Origin of the sequence: Bradyrhizobium sp. Ec3.3, from assembly GCF_000472925.1 — a bacterium.
Taxonomy (GTDB): Bacteria; Pseudomonadota; Alphaproteobacteria; order Rhizobiales; family Xanthobacteraceae; genus Bradyrhizobium.
The window spans coordinates 124,631-140,265 of the sequence record NZ_AXAS01000007.1 but is presented as its reverse complement, the minus strand read 5'-3'; the positions used below and the strand labels follow the sequence as shown (position 1 = coordinate 140,265).

12 protein-coding genes and 1 pseudogene are annotated in these 15,635 nt (G+C 59.6%); 7 read left to right on the top strand and 6 right to left on the bottom strand.

What is annotated here, in order from left to right:
• Positions 1–767 precede the first annotated feature (767 nt).
• From YUU_RS54990 to YUU_RS0108625, 6 genes are read left to right on the top strand one after another with little or no spacing between them, the layout of a single operon-like run.
• Positions 768–3,923 carry a DUF2169 domain-containing protein gene (locus YUU_RS54990; RefSeq protein ID WP_084801373.1) on the top strand — a complete coding sequence of 1,052 codons (3,156 nt, stop codon included), beginning with the start codon at positions 768–770 and terminating at the stop codon, positions 3,921–3,923.
• Positions 3,913–4,989 (top strand): pentapeptide repeat-containing protein, encoded by a 1,077-nt coding sequence (locus tag YUU_RS54985; RefSeq protein ID WP_027522024.1) that lies wholly within the window; start codon positions 3,913–3,915, stop codon positions 4,987–4,989. Before YUU_RS54990 ends, YUU_RS54985 begins: the two co-directional genes overlap by 11 nt.
• A 3-nt stretch (positions 4,990–4,992) precedes the next feature.
• Positions 4,993–5,400, top strand: coding sequence for a DUF4150 domain-containing protein (locus tag YUU_RS0108640; RefSeq protein WP_063621679.1), 408 nt, complete (start codon positions 4,993–4,995; stop codon positions 5,398–5,400).
• A 31-nt stretch (positions 5,401–5,431) separates the two neighbouring features.
• The gene (locus tag YUU_RS0108635; protein WP_156944171.1) at positions 5,432–6,376 is read left to right on the top strand and encodes a hypothetical protein; all 945 of its coding nucleotides are present in this window, start codon (positions 5,432–5,434) and stop codon (positions 6,374–6,376) included.
• 17 nt (positions 6,377–6,393) lie between these two features.
• On the top strand, positions 6,394–7,047 hold the full coding sequence (locus YUU_RS0108630) for a DUF3540 domain-containing protein (RefSeq protein ID WP_027522021.1): 654 nt from the start codon (positions 6,394–6,396) through the stop codon (positions 7,045–7,047).
• A gap of 5 nt (positions 7,048–7,052) precedes the next feature.
• Entirely contained in the window at positions 7,053–8,828 is a 1,776-nt protein-coding gene (locus tag YUU_RS0108625) for a tetratricopeptide repeat protein (protein ID WP_027522020.1), read from the top strand.
• Between the two features lie 168 nt (positions 8,829–8,996).
• Here the strand turns inward: YUU_RS0108625 and YUU_RS58465 are convergent.
• A pseudogene (locus tag YUU_RS58465) lies at positions 8,997–9,117 on the bottom strand (IS481 family transposase); the annotation flags it as partial.
• A gap of 326 nt (positions 9,118–9,443) precedes the next feature.
• On the opposite strand from YUU_RS58465, the gene YUU_RS0108615 reads away from it, so the two are divergent.
• Positions 9,444–10,877 (top strand): hypothetical protein, encoded by a 1,434-nt coding sequence (locus YUU_RS0108615; RefSeq protein ID WP_027522018.1) that lies wholly within the window; start codon positions 9,444–9,446, stop codon positions 10,875–10,877.
• Positions 10,878–11,483: 606 nt separating this feature from the next.
• Here the strand turns inward: YUU_RS0108615 and YUU_RS0108605 are convergent.
• The 5 genes from YUU_RS0108605 to YUU_RS0108585 all read right to left on the bottom strand — a co-directional run bounded on the left by YUU_RS0108605 (position 11,484) and on the right by YUU_RS0108585 (position 15,627).
• Positions 11,484–11,795: a hypothetical protein gene (locus YUU_RS0108605; protein ID WP_027522016.1), complete on the bottom strand. Its 312-nt coding sequence runs from the start codon at positions 11,793–11,795 to the stop codon at positions 11,484–11,486.
• 213 nt (positions 11,796–12,008) lie between these two features.
• A complete protein-coding gene (locus tag YUU_RS50395) occupies positions 12,009–12,521 on the bottom strand; it encodes an Hcp family type VI secretion system effector (RefSeq protein WP_063621685.1) in 513 nt (170 codons plus the stop codon).
• Positions 12,522–12,709: 188 nt separating this feature from the next.
• On the bottom strand, positions 12,710–13,069 hold the full coding sequence (locus YUU_RS0108595; RefSeq protein ID WP_027522015.1) for a hypothetical protein: 360 nt from the start codon (positions 13,067–13,069) through the stop codon (positions 12,710–12,712).
• A 22-nt stretch (positions 13,070–13,091) separates the two neighbouring features.
• The gene (locus YUU_RS0108590; protein ID WP_035661662.1) at positions 13,092–14,573 is read right to left on the bottom strand and encodes a type VI secretion system Vgr family protein; all 1,482 of its coding nucleotides are present in this window, start codon (positions 14,571–14,573) and stop codon (positions 13,092–13,094) included.
• A 115-nt stretch (positions 14,574–14,688) separates the two neighbouring features.
• Complete coding sequence (locus YUU_RS0108585) at positions 14,689–15,627, bottom strand: serine/threonine-protein kinase (RefSeq protein ID WP_084801372.1); 939 nt, start codon at positions 15,625–15,627, stop codon at positions 14,689–14,691.
• Between the last annotated feature and the right edge of the window lie 8 nt (positions 15,628–15,635).

The following is a 15,635-nucleotide window of genomic DNA, read 5'->3' as shown; positions in this document are numbered from 1 at the left end:
TGGATACCTCGAAGTCGCCACCAAGCCGACCGCTGAACGCGAAGAGAGCAAGTGCGAAAGTTTTTGCCGTCTTCGCCTGCATATAGCGACGTGCCGACGACGTTTGCCCTACTGAAGCTCCTGATATCATCTTGAAAGAACTCGCGTGCGGCAGACCATGGTCGCTGTTTCGAGCACTTCAGGCGTTGTGCGTTCGCCAGACACTGGACACGGACCAGTGGTCGTTTTCGCACGAAAAGCCTTCGTTTCCCACGATTATCGCAGCAGCCTTTGGAATGGAAATTGCTGTACTCAATCACAAAGCCGATCAGGCTTGATGCGAGGCCTCCTCGATCATGATCAAGCGTCGCTTTATCCTCGGAGGTCGCCGATTTCGCCATGACTGGATCGGCTTGGATACGATCGAAGAGCTTGCGTTGTTCCTGCAACCGCCGCCGGTTGCGTTACGTGCACTGTCTTTCGTCCTATTAGAACACATTCACGAGCAGTCTTTCTTTCGCCCCCGAGCGGCCGTTCGCAAACATTGGTCCTAATGGTCTAGATCGATTTGACGTATTCGACAAAGAGAACTCGCTAACTGAGCGTCGAACCTTGTGAGCTGAACGTTCTGGCAAGTCGAACTTGACGTGTAGCGCAACGATGGCTCTGCCCGAGCGGGCGGCTGCCACACGCGTCAATTCACCGCGCCGTCGGCAACAGATCAATTCGCAACTCTGTCACGCCGGAGAAATAAGATTGCGAAGTGGGATATCTAGCGGGGCGCTCTTATGCCCATTCTTATAAAGCCCCGAACGCTGGGTCTACTGACCAGATGCGAGCGACGTCCTCGCGGGGCAAGCCTCATCATTTCCGCCTTGGCGATGTTCGACCTCGCAAACCCCTGCGCTGACCGCCTGGAGGGCGAGCAGGAACTTTGGGTCATGAGCGCGAAAGAACTTCCGCCCGGCAGCCCGCTTGATATCGGCATGCCCAAGCCGCAAGCAGAAGTGCTCATCGGTGGACATGCGGCAGCGCCCGAGGGAAGGCCGATCCAGCGCATAATATTGGGCTGGTCGCTCGGACCGATACAGAAGCGCCTGTTGGTGACGGGCGATCGCTATTGGCAGATGACGGCGTCCGGCTGGCGACCAACAGCTGCCAAACCTTTCCGGCAGATGCCGCTAATGCGTCAGCGCGCATTCGGCGGGGCCGGACATCCGACAAATCCGACCGGCACGGGCCACGAGGCTCTTCGCCGTAGCATGGCCGGCGAAGTGGTGGCCCTACCCAACCTCGAAGATCCCGAGTACGCGGTTCAGTTCATCGAGACAGCGGCGCGACCCGCAGCGTTCGGACCAATGGCCCTCGATGATAAGGAGCGCCTGCGACACGCCGGCACTTATGACGCGGCGTGGCTGAAATCGGCCGCTCCCGCGTTGGCGCTTGATGTCGATGCGCGCCTCTTTCTGTTCGCACCGCTGGACCAGCGCCTGGGCGGCTTTCTTTGCGGCGGAGAACCCTATGCGCTGCAAAACTTCTCCTCGGCAGATCCATTGATCGAAGGCCAGCTGCCAACCTTTCGCGTGCGATGCTTCATCGGTTGGAGCGATCCAGAGCGTGCTGTCAGCGAACTGCAGACGCGCATCGATACGCTGTGGCTGTTGGCCGGGGCTCGCCGGGGCATTATGATCTACCGCGCCGCGACCGCCGTGCAGGAAATCGACGGCAGCGACGTTGCCGACATTATGGTCGCCTACGAGCGGCAGAGCGATCCCGCGCGCTCGGCGGATCATTATCTGAATGTCAGGCGGCTGCGCCTCGACCCGAAAACCGCCGCGCGATACGCCTTTTCGGAACATCAACTCACGCCCGCGCTTTCGTCTGCCGAGCACGAGCGCCGCGCAGCACGGCGAGGAGAATTGGCCGAACAGCGTGCATCGCGCCAGCAGGCCTCAAGGCGCTGGGCGCTCGATCAAGAGCTCGCACGTATCGATCTTCCACCTGCGCTGCGCCCTACATTCGAGACCTCGCCCATCGAACCGTCAACTATTCCCGAATTGTTGCCCGAGGAACTCGAGAGCGGCGAAGTCGACTTGGCCGAGATTCTCGACGCCGTGGAGGAGGTCCAGTCCAAGGCCGTGTCCGATGTCGACAAGCTTGCTGCTCAATGCGAGCCTAGGCGCGAGGCGTATGAAAGGATTTCCGGCGGGAGTGCTATGTCGGGCGATATCGACACGTTGCTTGCCGCGATCGGCAGCATGGACGCTGCGCACGCGATGGATGCAAGCTTTGAGCAGATCCAGCCATTGCCTATCTTGCCGCCGGAAGTTGATCCGACCCTCGTGCACGAGTTCGAAGCCAAGCTCGCGCGGGCAAAGGACTGGCGTGGCGAGATTGTTGGCGCAGCAACACGGCCAGTCGACGAGCATCAGCAATTCGAACTTGCGCACGCTCGCTTCTTCGGCCTGCCGGCTGGCAGACCGCTTGAGTCGATACGAGCCTCGTTATCGGACGACGCTTTTTCACTGCCCGACGTCCCTTCACTTGCGCTGCCAAAGGAAGCCCAGCGCGTCAAGTGCCAGCCGCCGCGGCCACCGACCATTGACGAGATAACAGCGCAGATCGAGAACAACGGTGCACCCACTGAATCCGTGCAGCGTCTGCGCACGGTCTTCACCGATGCCGAAGCGGCGCTCAGAGGCACCCTGCCCTCGTTAGCCAGCGATGGTCGTGCGCCGTTCGAGGCATTCGTCGGGACCGATCAACCGCCGCTCGCCGATACGACCGAAGCGGCGCTGGATGAGGCCGTCCGGAAAAGTAAGGAGGCCCTGACCGGCCTGCAGACCGAGATCGATCGCGCCGAAGGTCAGCTCGCGCCCGCCATGGCCGCGGTCAGGCTGGCCTCACCCAAGCCGCTCGAACCTCAATCGGCGCTGGCTCCAGCCGTGGCACGCGCGCTGGGCGAGGTCGTGGAGGAAGAATACGGCCGCGGCCGCTCGCTCGCTGGCCGCGATCTTGCCGGCGCCGACCTGTCGGGCAGGCAATTCGCCAAAGCGGATTTCTCCGGCGCCTTTCTCGAACGCGCCAAGCTGAACGGGACCAACCTTGCCGGCGCAACACTTATGAAGGCCACGCTTGCCGGCGCGGTGCTCGTCAACGCTGATCTAAGCGCGAGCGACCTTACTGACGCCAATCTTGGTGAAGCCGACTGCCGCGGGGCGCGTTTCGCAGGCGGCAGGCTTGTACGTACTCATGTTCTCGGAGCACGAATGGTGGGTGTGTCCTTCGATCGCGCACGTCTCGCCGATCTACAAATGTTGCACCTGCCAATGATCGGGGCCACATTCCGCTCTGCGCAGCTACATCAATGCGGGTTCATTCGAGCCGCCCTGGATAACAGCTTATGGCAGGGTGCCCTCCTCCAGCGAACACAATTCATGGACTTGTCGCTGTGTGGTGCGGTCTTTTCCGGCACTCGCCTGGAGCAAACCTGCTTCCTCAAAGTGGCAGCGCCGCAACTCGATTTCAGTGGCTCCAAATTTGACCAGGTCAGCTTCATCGGTGAAATCGATCTTCGCGATGCCCGCTTCGGCCATAGCAGCGCGGAGGCGCTTTCCTTTCAGGACGCCGACATCAGCGGCACCGACTTCAGCATGGCGCGGCTTGACGGTGTCTATTTCGGGAAGTCAACTTTGGTGCGCGCGATCTTCCGAATGACCTCGCTGAAAGGCGCGGTCTTCACCGGCAACGATCTGCGCGGCTGCGACTTTTATGCCGCCAACCTGCTCGAGGCACATCTCAATCAGGCGGATCTGGCCGGCGCCAGTTTGCGCGATGCAAATCTCTATGGTGCCGACCTGATGGATTCGACATTGGACGCCGTTGATCTGAGCAACGCCAATATCGAGCATACCGTCCTTATGGTCCCTCGCCATGTCAGTTGATCTGCTGTTGCAATCAATCGCCCACCGCCTCCCGGTACGCCAAGTCAATCTCGAAGGCGAGACGCTGTCTGGACTATCCCTGAACGATGGCCTCGTGCTGAGCTCATCCTTTCGCAACAGCAACTTCGGCGGCACCTCCCTGACTGGCATGACTTTTCAGGACTGCGACTTCAGCGGCGCCTTATTCGCCGACGCTTGCCTCGACAAATGCACGTTTGTGAATTGCTGCGCAGGCGATTCCAACTGGCGAGGGGCTAATCTCGTTCAGTCGACGTTGATGTCATCGGATCTCAGCCGTGGCGACTTCAGCGAGACGCGGCTCACTCAAGCGACAATGATGCGCTGTGTCTTGACCTGCGCCGTCCTGCGTGACGCCACCTTGTCACAAAGCGCCATCATGGACTGCGACCTGGCCAATCTCGTGCTCGACGGCACCACACTCACGAACGCCGCCATCACGCAGGCCGATTTGCGCAACGCTAGTCTCGCAAATATGCGATGCGACACTATCCTGTTGGCGGAGTGCGATCTATCCGAGCGAGACCTCACAGGTCTGACGCTGATGCGCGCGAACTTGAGCGGGGCAAGGCTGAACGGCGTCAACTTGTCCGGTGTAGATCTCTCTGGCTCGATTTTGTCAGGCGCCAGCCTCGTGGGCGCCGACCTCTCACGCGCCACCGCCTCGAATACGCTGTTCGACAAGGCCGACTTGCGAGCCGCCAACCTGCGAAGCGCCGATTTGAAGCAATGCATCTTCCAGGAAGCGCGCCTCGACAGCTGCGATCTCTCGAACACAACATTGGAGATGGCCGTATTTACGCGTGCATCCGCCAAATCTACCTCGTTTCGCGGTGCAAAGATGCCTTATGCGCTGATGCACCATGCTAAGGCCGATGGCAGCGACTTCTCCGGCGCACGCTTTCTACGCACCGATTTCCATTGCACATCGACTAACGGCAGCCTGTTCGTCGGCGCGCGTGGCAGCGCCCTGCCGACGGTGCCTGAACGCGCTGTTGCCGAACTCTACGATGCCAGTTTCGTGACCCCGTTCAATGGAGAGTTCTGAACTATGCCCTACGTCAATGCCAACGGCCCCATGTCGGCGCAGGATCTCGGCTTTCCCGACGTATGCAACACACCGGCCGGTCCCGCCGTCGTGCCCACCCCCTATCCGAATATCAATTTGAACACGACAAGCATTCCCAGCCAATCTCGTTGCCTGCTCATGTGTATGCCGGCGCACAATATGAAGACGGTGCGCGCGATATCGACGGGTGACAACGCGGGCGTGGCCCTCGGCGTCATGTCGGGCACGGTCATGGGTCCAGGTCGCGCCATGAAGGGATCGACCAATTTGTTCATCGGTGGCCCGCCGGCGACCAAGATGGCGATGCCAACCAAGCAGAACGGTTCCAGCCCGAACACATTCGGACTGTCGATATCACCGTCTCAAACACGATTCATGGCGCTACGCTAAAGCACCCATCCGAATGACCGAGGAGCCGATTATGTCGAATGCCTATGCCCGATTTTTCGTCCCAGAAACACCAAACTCTCCCCTGACGAGCTCGAGCTATTTGCGGCTCGGCGCTTATTCGGTCGGCGAGGAGGAGATTGTTACCGACCTCATCTCAACCAGCGACAACAATTCGACCAAGCATGAAAGCGACCACGCTGGCATACTTGCCTTCACCCAGAAGGACTTCCAGGTAACCGCTGAGGGCGCTTCGCTCATGAGAATCGGCCGCGGCCACACGACCGAGGTCAGGAACGGCGACGCCAGATATAAGGTCCTAAACGGCGCCTATGAGATCTCGGCCCAGAACGACGTATCGATCAGCGCCGGTGCCGACGGAACCGCGGGCAACATCAGCTTGACCGCCTCGCATTACGAGCAGACCACCAAGGGCGACGTGTCGGAGACCACTCACGGCAACTCGAAACGTACCACAAACGGCTCGGCTATGGAAATCTACAACGATGCCAGAGTGACCTGCGTTCAAGGCGCAAACGTTACCACGGCTGTGGGCCTCAGTGTAGCTGCGTTCCTCGGCGGGGCGATCTCCATCGGGGCTGGCTACAATCTTTCAATCAGCTGTGGCGGCAACTGCTCGATCAGGTACTTCTTTGCAAATGCGCTCACGATCGACAACGAATTCAACAAGGTGACAGGCAATATGACCAGGATCATCGGTGGATACAACGTGCAGGTCGCTGATTCTGATATCCGTTATGTCAAGAAGACCTATCTCAAGGTGGTAGACGATGCTGACGTGAAAAGGGTCAAGCTCGACGGCACGTGGTGCGAAACGCGCGTGCAAGTAGCAGACGCACAAGTGCAAATCGGTCAAATGAGCTCCGATCAGCACCAGGTTGTCGACAGAGTGTGCGAGGTCGAAAGCGCAACCGGCCGGTATAACACCCAAAACTGGCGTACGCTCCTGTACCTGTAGCCAGCAGGAGTGAGAATATGACAGTGGCCTTCCGCACCAACGCTGAGCTCTTGGCGCCAACCGAGCGCCTGCTTGATCCTGGGCATCACACTGCCCGTATCGTGGCAATCGATGACAATGGCACAGCGTCGGAGGTGGAAGTCGCCGGCGCTCGTCATACGGCGGTGGTAGCTTTCGGCTGTCTGGTACGGCCGATTCCTCAGGACCTCGTGCTAATCTTCAGCGATGCGAGGCAGGTCTTCATTCTGGCTGTGCTTGAGCGGCCGAGGTCAAGTTGCGGGACCCTCGCTTTGCCCGCAGGTGGCAATCTATCGATTGAGGGCGACACCATCGCTATCGCCGGCCGTCAGCGAATGTCCCTGCGCGCCGACACTATCGATCTGCGGACTAAGCTGTTTGCCGTGTTCGCGGACAGGGCCAGCTGGATCGGCAGGCTTTACACGTTGATTGCGGACCGTTTCCGCAGCGTGACGCGCATCCAGGAAGCGAGCGCGGATTCGCTTACCGTAAAGGCAGCCGAGCGTATCGCTATCATCGACCGTATCGACTCGCTTCAGACCGAAACCCAGGTGATTAAAGTGACCGGCATTGCCTCCGAGACGGCTCACAGCAAGGTCATTGCCGTGACCGAGGACCTCCGCCTCGACGGCAAACGTGTGACGGTCGCATAGCGCGCATGCCGACCACTGGCTTTCCGGCTCCGACCTGGCAAGACCGCCTTAGAACGGCACAGGAGTTCATTGCAACCAACCGTCTCGATGAGGCGGAGGCGCTGCTGAACGATGTCCGTATCGTAGCCAACGATCCTGACATACTCAACGTAAAGGCGACACTGGCGCTCGCGCGGCGGCGGACCGAGTTTGCGTTCGAGATGCTGGCGGAAGCGGCAACCCTCTATCCTGAGCACTCCGGCCTGGTCACTAATCTCGGCATCGCCCACGAATTGCTCGGCCGCTTCGACGAGGCGGTGATCTGTCTGGAACGCGCGTCGGCACTCGTCCCGCACAACGAAGACATCAAGCTCGCGCTTGCTCATGCGCTGCTGTGCCGCAGCGACATTGCGCAAGCCCGCGCGATCACGCAAGCCGCTCTAAAGCACGAGCCTGCCAATGCGCGCGCCTTCCTCCAACTTGGAGCCATCGATCTCGCCTTACGCGACTACGCGTCGGCCGAGGCGGCCTTGCTTCGCGCCCTGGAACTTACCCCGGACGATCCCGATACGCTGCGCAACATGTCGGTGCTCTTGCTCGAACAGCACCGCTTCGACGAAGCGCTGAGTCTTGCGGAACGCGCCCATTTGCGGGCCCCGCTCGATACGGCCGGACTTCTGCATCTGGCCTACTGCCGCGCCGCGACTGGACTCTGGCTGCAAGCGGAGGCCGCTTGCAAGAAGTTGCTTGCCTATGCGCCGACCCTTCTTGGCGCGCGCGAAATCCTGGCCCGCGTCACGATCGCAAACGGTGAGGTGGATCGAGGCATTATGGAGCTCACGCAGTTCGTACGCACCCACAAATCAGATCTTTCCGCCGCGCTTGTTCTGGCGCGCACCCTGCAGTTTGTCGGCCGGTTCAATGACGCCCTCACGCTTGCCAGCCACGTCGCGCACGCCTGCCCCGACGATGAAACGGCAAGCTGTCTGAAGACGACCCTTGAACTGACGCTCGGTCGCTTCCCGACGCCCGAGCCGGTCGCCTTGGCCCTTGTAACTTTGGTTTATGTGCCGCCGACGACTTGCATGCTCGAATTCGTGGCGCTCGTTCGTCTTGTGCGTCGGCTGGCGAGCCAGCAAGTTGTGCGAGTCGTTGCGGAGCCACATTACCGGGCAGTTCTCACCTGCCTGGCTGAGCAGGTCATTTCAGAGGAGCCAAGGTCTGGACTCTCCACCACCCCGCTGCAATCGTTATTGCGCATACTGGCGATCGATGCGCACAACATTGCCGATGGCATCCCTTATCTGCGACCCGATTCGGGGTTATTCGCCAAATGGCGAGACGCTCTGGCCAGATTTGCAAGACCATTGGTCGGCATCGTGTGGGACGGTGGTGTTCTCGGTCTAACCATGGAACAGATCGCCGCTACGCTTCCCCACTCCATCACGCCGATCAGTCTGATGACCGACGCGCAACGGCACGACATGAAGCGATGGAGCCGCCCTATTGATGCTGGTGTGCATATCGACAGCCCAGCGGAATTGATTGCAGCGATCGCCAATCTCGACGCGGTGATTGGACCCGACAGCTTCGCAGTCCATATTGCGGGGTCGCTCGGAGTTCCCGGCGTTGTCTTCGTGCCAAACGGCTACCCTTGGTACTGGGCCCAGGGCAGCGGAAAGCCGCTCTGGTACCCATCGTTCGAAGTCGTGGTGCAGGAAGGGCTCGGGAATTGGTCCGGGGTGATCGACGAAGGTCGGCGCCGGCTCGCCGCGCTATTGCACGCGCACGCGATCGATTGAACGGCTTGCGCCGTCCAGAGCGTAACCGGAGGTCACCATTTTCGATTTGCGTGCCGCAGACATTCGCCAAACGCCTAATTCCGACATGAGAGCGTGCCGCGGACAGGCTGGCCCGGCAGAAGCCCCCTAGCGGGCTCACGCTCATCCTGGAGATTGGCGCCGGGTAACGACCGGCGCCTTGCGGTCATACAGCTTGGCAAACGCCACCTTGCTGTAGTCCTTGAAAGGTCTGCTGATAGATCTGCCGAACGCCCTTCGTGTTGCCGACATAGAAGGTATCCTGCGCGCCGGTCACTCGCTCTCGAACTCGCCGTGCGCTCGCCCTTTATCTGCAAGACCAGGCCCCTGTTTGCATTCAGCTTCACGCACTTGCCGTCTTTCCTGATCTCGACGCCGCGCATGTTGGATACCCAGATCGCGACAGCGAGATCTAACGCGCTGCTTATGGGCGGTCCGAAGGTTTCAAGCGATCGGCGCGTAGGAAAGGTCTGGCGTTCATTGGCTGCCGCGACAAGCCCCTTGAACAGGCCGGACAACGCTGGCACGGCCCTTGCTATCAAGATGCAGCAACCCTGAGTGAGGCTGAGTGCCTCCTCGCCGCATCGGAGTGGGATTATGACGGGCAGTCCGCAGGCTAAAAAGCAAAAGCAAAACCCTCCGAACAAGCTCCCTGATGTGGACGATGCGCTGATCTCCGATTTTGCAGAAACACTTACGCGTCTGCATCCGTTGAGATACCTCGGGTATCCAAGTGTTCTTCGCAGGTTCAGTAACTGGCTCAAGAAGGGCAAGAAGGAGCCCATGACTAGCCGACTTTTCCATGATGGGCTTACGGACGATGCAGAACAGTTCAAGCGTGAATTCCAGAACAGCGCGATCTGCCCCGCGTTGGCGCTGCTTCGGGAACAACATCGTGAGCCAGCGGGGGGGCACACCGGTGAGGGCAGTTCGCAGCAAATCACCGGGGCATCGTCTTCAACCGCGGCCGTGTCGTCCTCGGCCATCGGCAGTCTCGGATCGTTGCCATCCGAGTCGAGCAATCGCGGTTTGGACTTGGATCTGAATGCGCCCCTTCCGGACGAGTGGCTTATTTCCGACTTCGGAAGCCAAGCCATTACGACCGGCCGGACCCAAGGTGTCGTGGCGCAACAGATACGCGAGCTCAAGAAATTCTCCGCCTGGCGTCGCCAGACTGGTAAGCCGGAAATGGCCGGTCAGTTCGATCAGCTGCATGACGATGCGCAGGCCTATGCGGTAAGTCAAAGAGTTGACCCCGACGCCGTTACTACCCTCATGAGGGCGTTGAAAGGGCTTGCGGAAGCCGCGGCAGGGAAAACCGTGAGTGGCCGTCTAAGGAAGGCAAAATACGACGAGGACGACGATCTTATTGACAAATACGGGGCAACAACAGACTTGAATATGAAGTCGGCGAGTGTCCGCGTGTACGCAACGGCGCTGCGTCGGTTCAGTGACTGGCTCTTTGACAACGACAAGGCGCCGATCGCACGCCGACTTCACCGCGATGAGCTGTTGGAGGATGCTGATCAATTCAAGGTCTCGTCCAGTAACCCATCGATCCGACCCGCGCTGAAAAAGCTTCGGAGCTTCCTCCTCGAGCAAGCGGATTCCTCCGCCGGGGTAGACACTCCGCAGCCCAGCTCGGCCCAGGTGCCTGCCCAATCCCTCGTGGAGCTCCCGTCCTCGGGTTTCGGCGGAGGGAGGCCCGTGGCGGAGTATGGACATCTTGTTGACTTGGGCTGGCAGCATGGCCGCCAAGCGGCCCCGGACATCCTGATCGCCGAACTGACGAAAAACGGCCTTCTGCCGACGACGCCGTTCCAGTCGACACATATGTACATCCTCGGCCAGCCCTACACGGCGCAGTTGGATCCAGCGAATGGGGTCGTGACCGGAAACAATCCGCGAAGCGGCAATAACATTATCCTTGTCCCGCAAATCAAACTCGAACCGGGCGAGTCAGCGGGAGCGCGCATCGCACACGTCCCGGAATCACAGCCGTTCGCACAACAATGGCCAACAGATACCTGATCTAAATCATCTCACGCAACACAGGCGCAGCCGTCTCGACCTGCCGTGCTCGGTGCAAGGGGCGTCCGGCGGTCAAGGATGGCCGCAGGCGACCGCGGCGCGGCACGAAGCGTCCTTGAGGACCGACCGCCCCCTTGCGATGGTGGGTGCAGGTGGGGCTCGGAGGCGTGTCGGATGGTGCAACTCAGCTCTTCGAATCGGCTACGCGACTACCAGGCCGTGGGCGGGTCAACGCTCTTTCGAGCGTAAGAACCTCCTCCCCAAAGAGCCCGTCGCTCCTTGGTAGAGGCCTGCACATCGGCACTCAGTTGGTTAAGCGCCTTTGGTGACCTTCCGGTCTTGCAAATCCATCTGCTAGACCTTGCCGCCCATCGCACATAATTTCCGGCGAGGTCGCCCCTTTTTGGCTTCCGTTCGAAGTGGGAAATAAGTGCAGCGTCAATCTCGAGGTCGAGCGCCTCATGTTGGTCAGTAGACCTGTCGGGCGGCCGTGCTTTGCTTCTTGTGCGGCGGACTGTCCGTCATAGTCCATCTCCGACTCAAGGATGTCCTCCGCGCCCAACCACTTTTGGAACATCTCAAAAGCAAGGGCCGCGCAAACGAGATCTACCGAAATTGTTCAGCTCGGAGCGCCTCGCACACGACGGACGGTGTCCGACGTTCCAAGTCCAACAGAACTGTTGTCAGAAGCAGGACACGGTCAGCTGTCGTTCGCGCGCGAACAGTTGCCGTTCCGCGCAATAGCCGCATCAGCTGCCGGAACGGAACTGCACTCACCTCACTCACAAAGCCTGTCAGTTTCGATTGAAGAGAATCGAAATGGCCATAGTCCGACGATGCCTCTTCGTCGGCGACGATGAAATCACCCGCGGAGCCTTGCCATGCATGCTGCACCACGAGCTCGAAATCACCAGCCATGCCAAACGCTCCCCGAAGCGAGGCTACTCCTGGCTACAGACATTAAGCCGCGCAAGCAACGACTTGAGATCGACCAGAGCTATCGCCGCGTTCGTCTTTTGCTGTCCCCAGCCATGGCGCGGGCAAGGCGCCCCCAGTGGGCGGAGCACGAGCGGAGCTGGAACTCACAAAGCTAGCGCCGCCGCCGCAAACCGGCCTGGGGACCGAAGTCGTTCACCACTTGTCTTCGCCGGTGGTACTGCCGGGAACGTGTTCCCATTTCACTTCTTTGTAGGTGAACGACCAGTCTTCCATGTTTTGGAAGAAGTTGTTCTGCGGGTTGATCGTCAGTGGCAGAAAAGCCTTGCCTTCGATCAAGGTCGCGTCCTTCCAGGTCGTTTTGAAGAAGTTTTGCGGCTTCGGCATCCCCCCTGGGTCGGCGCGGTAGAACTCGCACACCACCTCTTCAAGCACCTCGTTGGTGGCCAGCGCCTGCCAGAGCAGCGGCGAGGCACGATCGAAGAACTTGGTGAAGACCACCGGCTGATGATTGCGCGCGCCGGTGGCGACACCGCTCGTCATATCGCGTGGGACAACGATTCCACTGGTGAAGGCAACGACGGTGATCTTTGACTGGTTGTCGGCGTCGCTCTTGGCGACCTGCCCGATGCTATCAGGCTTGGACGCATCTTTGGAGATGTCGCCCTGCTTCTTGCCTTTGATCGTAATGTAAGCTTCAAGCGCCACTTTCGCCTCCATTGTCTGATATGCGCCCGCACGAACTGACGCGAGAGACATCGCAACATCCGTGCCAAATGTCGGTGGCACTGAAATCGCTTGTATTTACCAATCTTTTGGATATGCCGGTCAAAGAAGGCTGCGCAGATTTCGGCGCACCGTCCCCGCTAGGTTCTCTGCGCAAGTACAGCGATCCCTCACAGCATGACAGAGCCTGCTGACTCAAGTCGACACTCGACATCGAGAAACGCACGCGTGGCAACGTCGAGCACAGCCTGCCCCGTCACCCGATAACCGATGTGTTTGTCGACGACTGCATTGCCCCGCACTGCGTAGATGACCACTGCACGAGGACCTCGTTGCTGCAGCTTTAGATACTGCGTAGATAGCAGCAGGCGCAATTCGCGTCCGTCGCGAAGCAATTGGGTGCGAATGCCATCGGACGACTGCCGCGGCACGTTAATCGTCGGTGTTGGCAGGATGGTTGCGCGCGCTGCATTGGCGACCGCTTCTTCTAACGGATCGATCTCGCGGGTCGCGGGTCGCCATACAGCCATAAAGCGCTACGAGATGAAGAAATCACGTAGGCCCATCGAATATTTCGATAGAGGCGCCTGACTGCGACTTGATGCGATTGAACAAATGTGTCTCGGAGGTCACTACTCCCTTCATATCGGGATTGTGCACCGCGCCGACCACCACCGGCCGGTCTATATCGCCGTTCATGTAGCCGACAAGAACTTCCGTTCCGGCGACCAGGGGAAAATGGAGCCCGGTTTCACTCGGGCCAACATAAGGCTCGAGCTTTCTAACGTAGTCGCTGCCAAGTCCTTTCGACGCTGCTTCGTCGGCAAACGTAAACTGCAGCTTGTAACGGCCTTGATCGTCGATTTCGGCCCGCTCGTTCCACGCCTCTCCATCGATCTTGGCGCTGTAGAGACCGACGCCCGGCGGCACAGGCGTCATAGCGACTGGACGGTAAGGCACGTCCGACCGGATGCAGTGGACCATGTTGTAGTAGGCCCGCCCTTTCCGCGGCAACGCGTTGAACCCGGTCGGCGCCGGCCGGTAGGCCGAGTGATCTGCGGCGACGACCAGATATTCGCCATCGAACCGTGGATGGCCCTGCAGTGCGAAAATGCCCCCTGCGCGGAGCTCCGGCGCATCGCTGTGGGCGATGTACATCGTTTGACTAGCGCCAATTTGCTCCGCACGGACCTTGGCAAGCGTGATCGCTTCTCCTTCGGAAGCAAAATGCCCGCCGAACCGTTCCGCCTGCCCCAAGAAGCCGCCACCTTGCCCGACCTCTTCATCCACGGATATGATGGAAGGCACCGTTTCGTTGTAATCGCGGAGCTTGATCGTCTTTGTCGAGAGAACGCGGCGTTGCCGGACTGACAGAATTGCGCTTTCGTCGACGCGGCGGGACGTGCCGCGGTCGCGTTGGTGCGAATACAGGATGGCCGCGCTGGCGCCGAACCTGACCTTGGGAAATGCCAGGTTCTTGTCACCAAAGACGACGGTCTCACCATCGTCTTCCTGCTTGAAAAAATAGAAAATTCCGTTCCGTTCGCAAAGGCGCGAAATGAAATTGAAATCACTTTCATTGTACTGCGCGACGTAATTTCGCTTTGGGTAGCTATCCAGATTGTACTCGGCGGGGATGCTGATGGCTGCCCTGTTCAGCTCCCGCTTGACGATGTCATCCACGCCGACCGGCTGGCCAGGGCCGTAAACGCGGCTAGCTATGGAGAGTTCGGTGACCGAGAAGCGTGGGCGTAAAACGAACTGAAGCACCCGAAGTTCGGTTATTGTTGGGTCCAGTTCCTCTACCAGGGCGCAGAGGCCCGAGGCAATCCATCGCCCGCATGCGGTTTTGACCGTCAGCCGGGCGCGTTCCCCGATCATTGAGCCGATATCTGCATTGCTCGATGTCGTGGCATAAACCTGATAGCTGAACGGCAGCGAAATGCACTCTGTGCCTTCGAAGCCTTGCACGTCGAGCTCGAGCTCTGGCTTACTGAGAATGTCCAGACTCATGCTGAGATTATAGTCAGTCATCGGCACACCACGTCGAAGCGCTCGCAGAGCTAGGAAGCTCGTATCTTTTACCGCGGAGCAAGCTGACGTCCGAGACGGCAAGCGTGTGCCCGCAATTTCCAAGCACTGGAAATGATCAAATATTATCTTGTCTCCTTACACGCTTTACGACAGGTGCATGGCGCGCGCCGCCCCACACGCGGTAAAACCAAGGCGGCCGGGTGAGACCCTGAACGAACTCATCGACCGTCTGGATGCGGTCGCGGCGGTTGAGGGCAAGACCCGAGGCGAGTGCCCGCCATTGCGCCGTTGAAATGGTCGAAGGCGGCGCGGGTGTCAGATTCTCGTAGAGCGCCTCATCAGCCGGCCGCCGCGCATATGGATGCGTGCCGGTCAGGACCAGATAGGCCACCACAGCGAGAGAGTAGACATCATCGCTTTCAGCCCGCGGTTCGCCCATCAGCATCTCTGGGGATGCATAGGCCGGCGTCATTAGCGCGATCTGATCCGATAGCGCCGCGGCCCTATCGCTTCGCGTCGTCTCCTCGAGCGCAAGGACCGCACCAAAGTCCAGAATTTTGACTGCTCCGCTTGACGTCATGAAGATGTTTCCCGGTTTCAGGTCGCCATGGACCATTCCGAAACGGTGCATATGGGCGAGCCCCTGCGCCGCGGCGCGGATAATACGAAAGGAAGCAGCGGGTGAGAGTGGACGTCGGTGATGTTCAATCAGGATCTGGGCTAGCGAGCGGCCCTCGAGGAGCTCCATAACCTGGTAATGGTACTTGCCGTCGTAATCGGAGTCATAAATGCGCACCAAATTCCGGTGCACGACCTTACGCAAAAGACGCGCCTCGCGATGCAGCAGCTCGACCAATTCCTGGCGCATGGTCGGGTGCTGTCGGATGACCTTCACTGCAACTTCGGGATTTGGTTCGCGCGCCCACAGACCGATCCGATCGACCGCGCGATAGACGGTGCTGATGCCGCCGACGCCGATCACCTCCACCAGGTCGAAACGGCCGCCGAGCACGTAGCCCAGGGGTGCGATTGGCCCCACCGAAGACGCGTTCAAAGTGCATC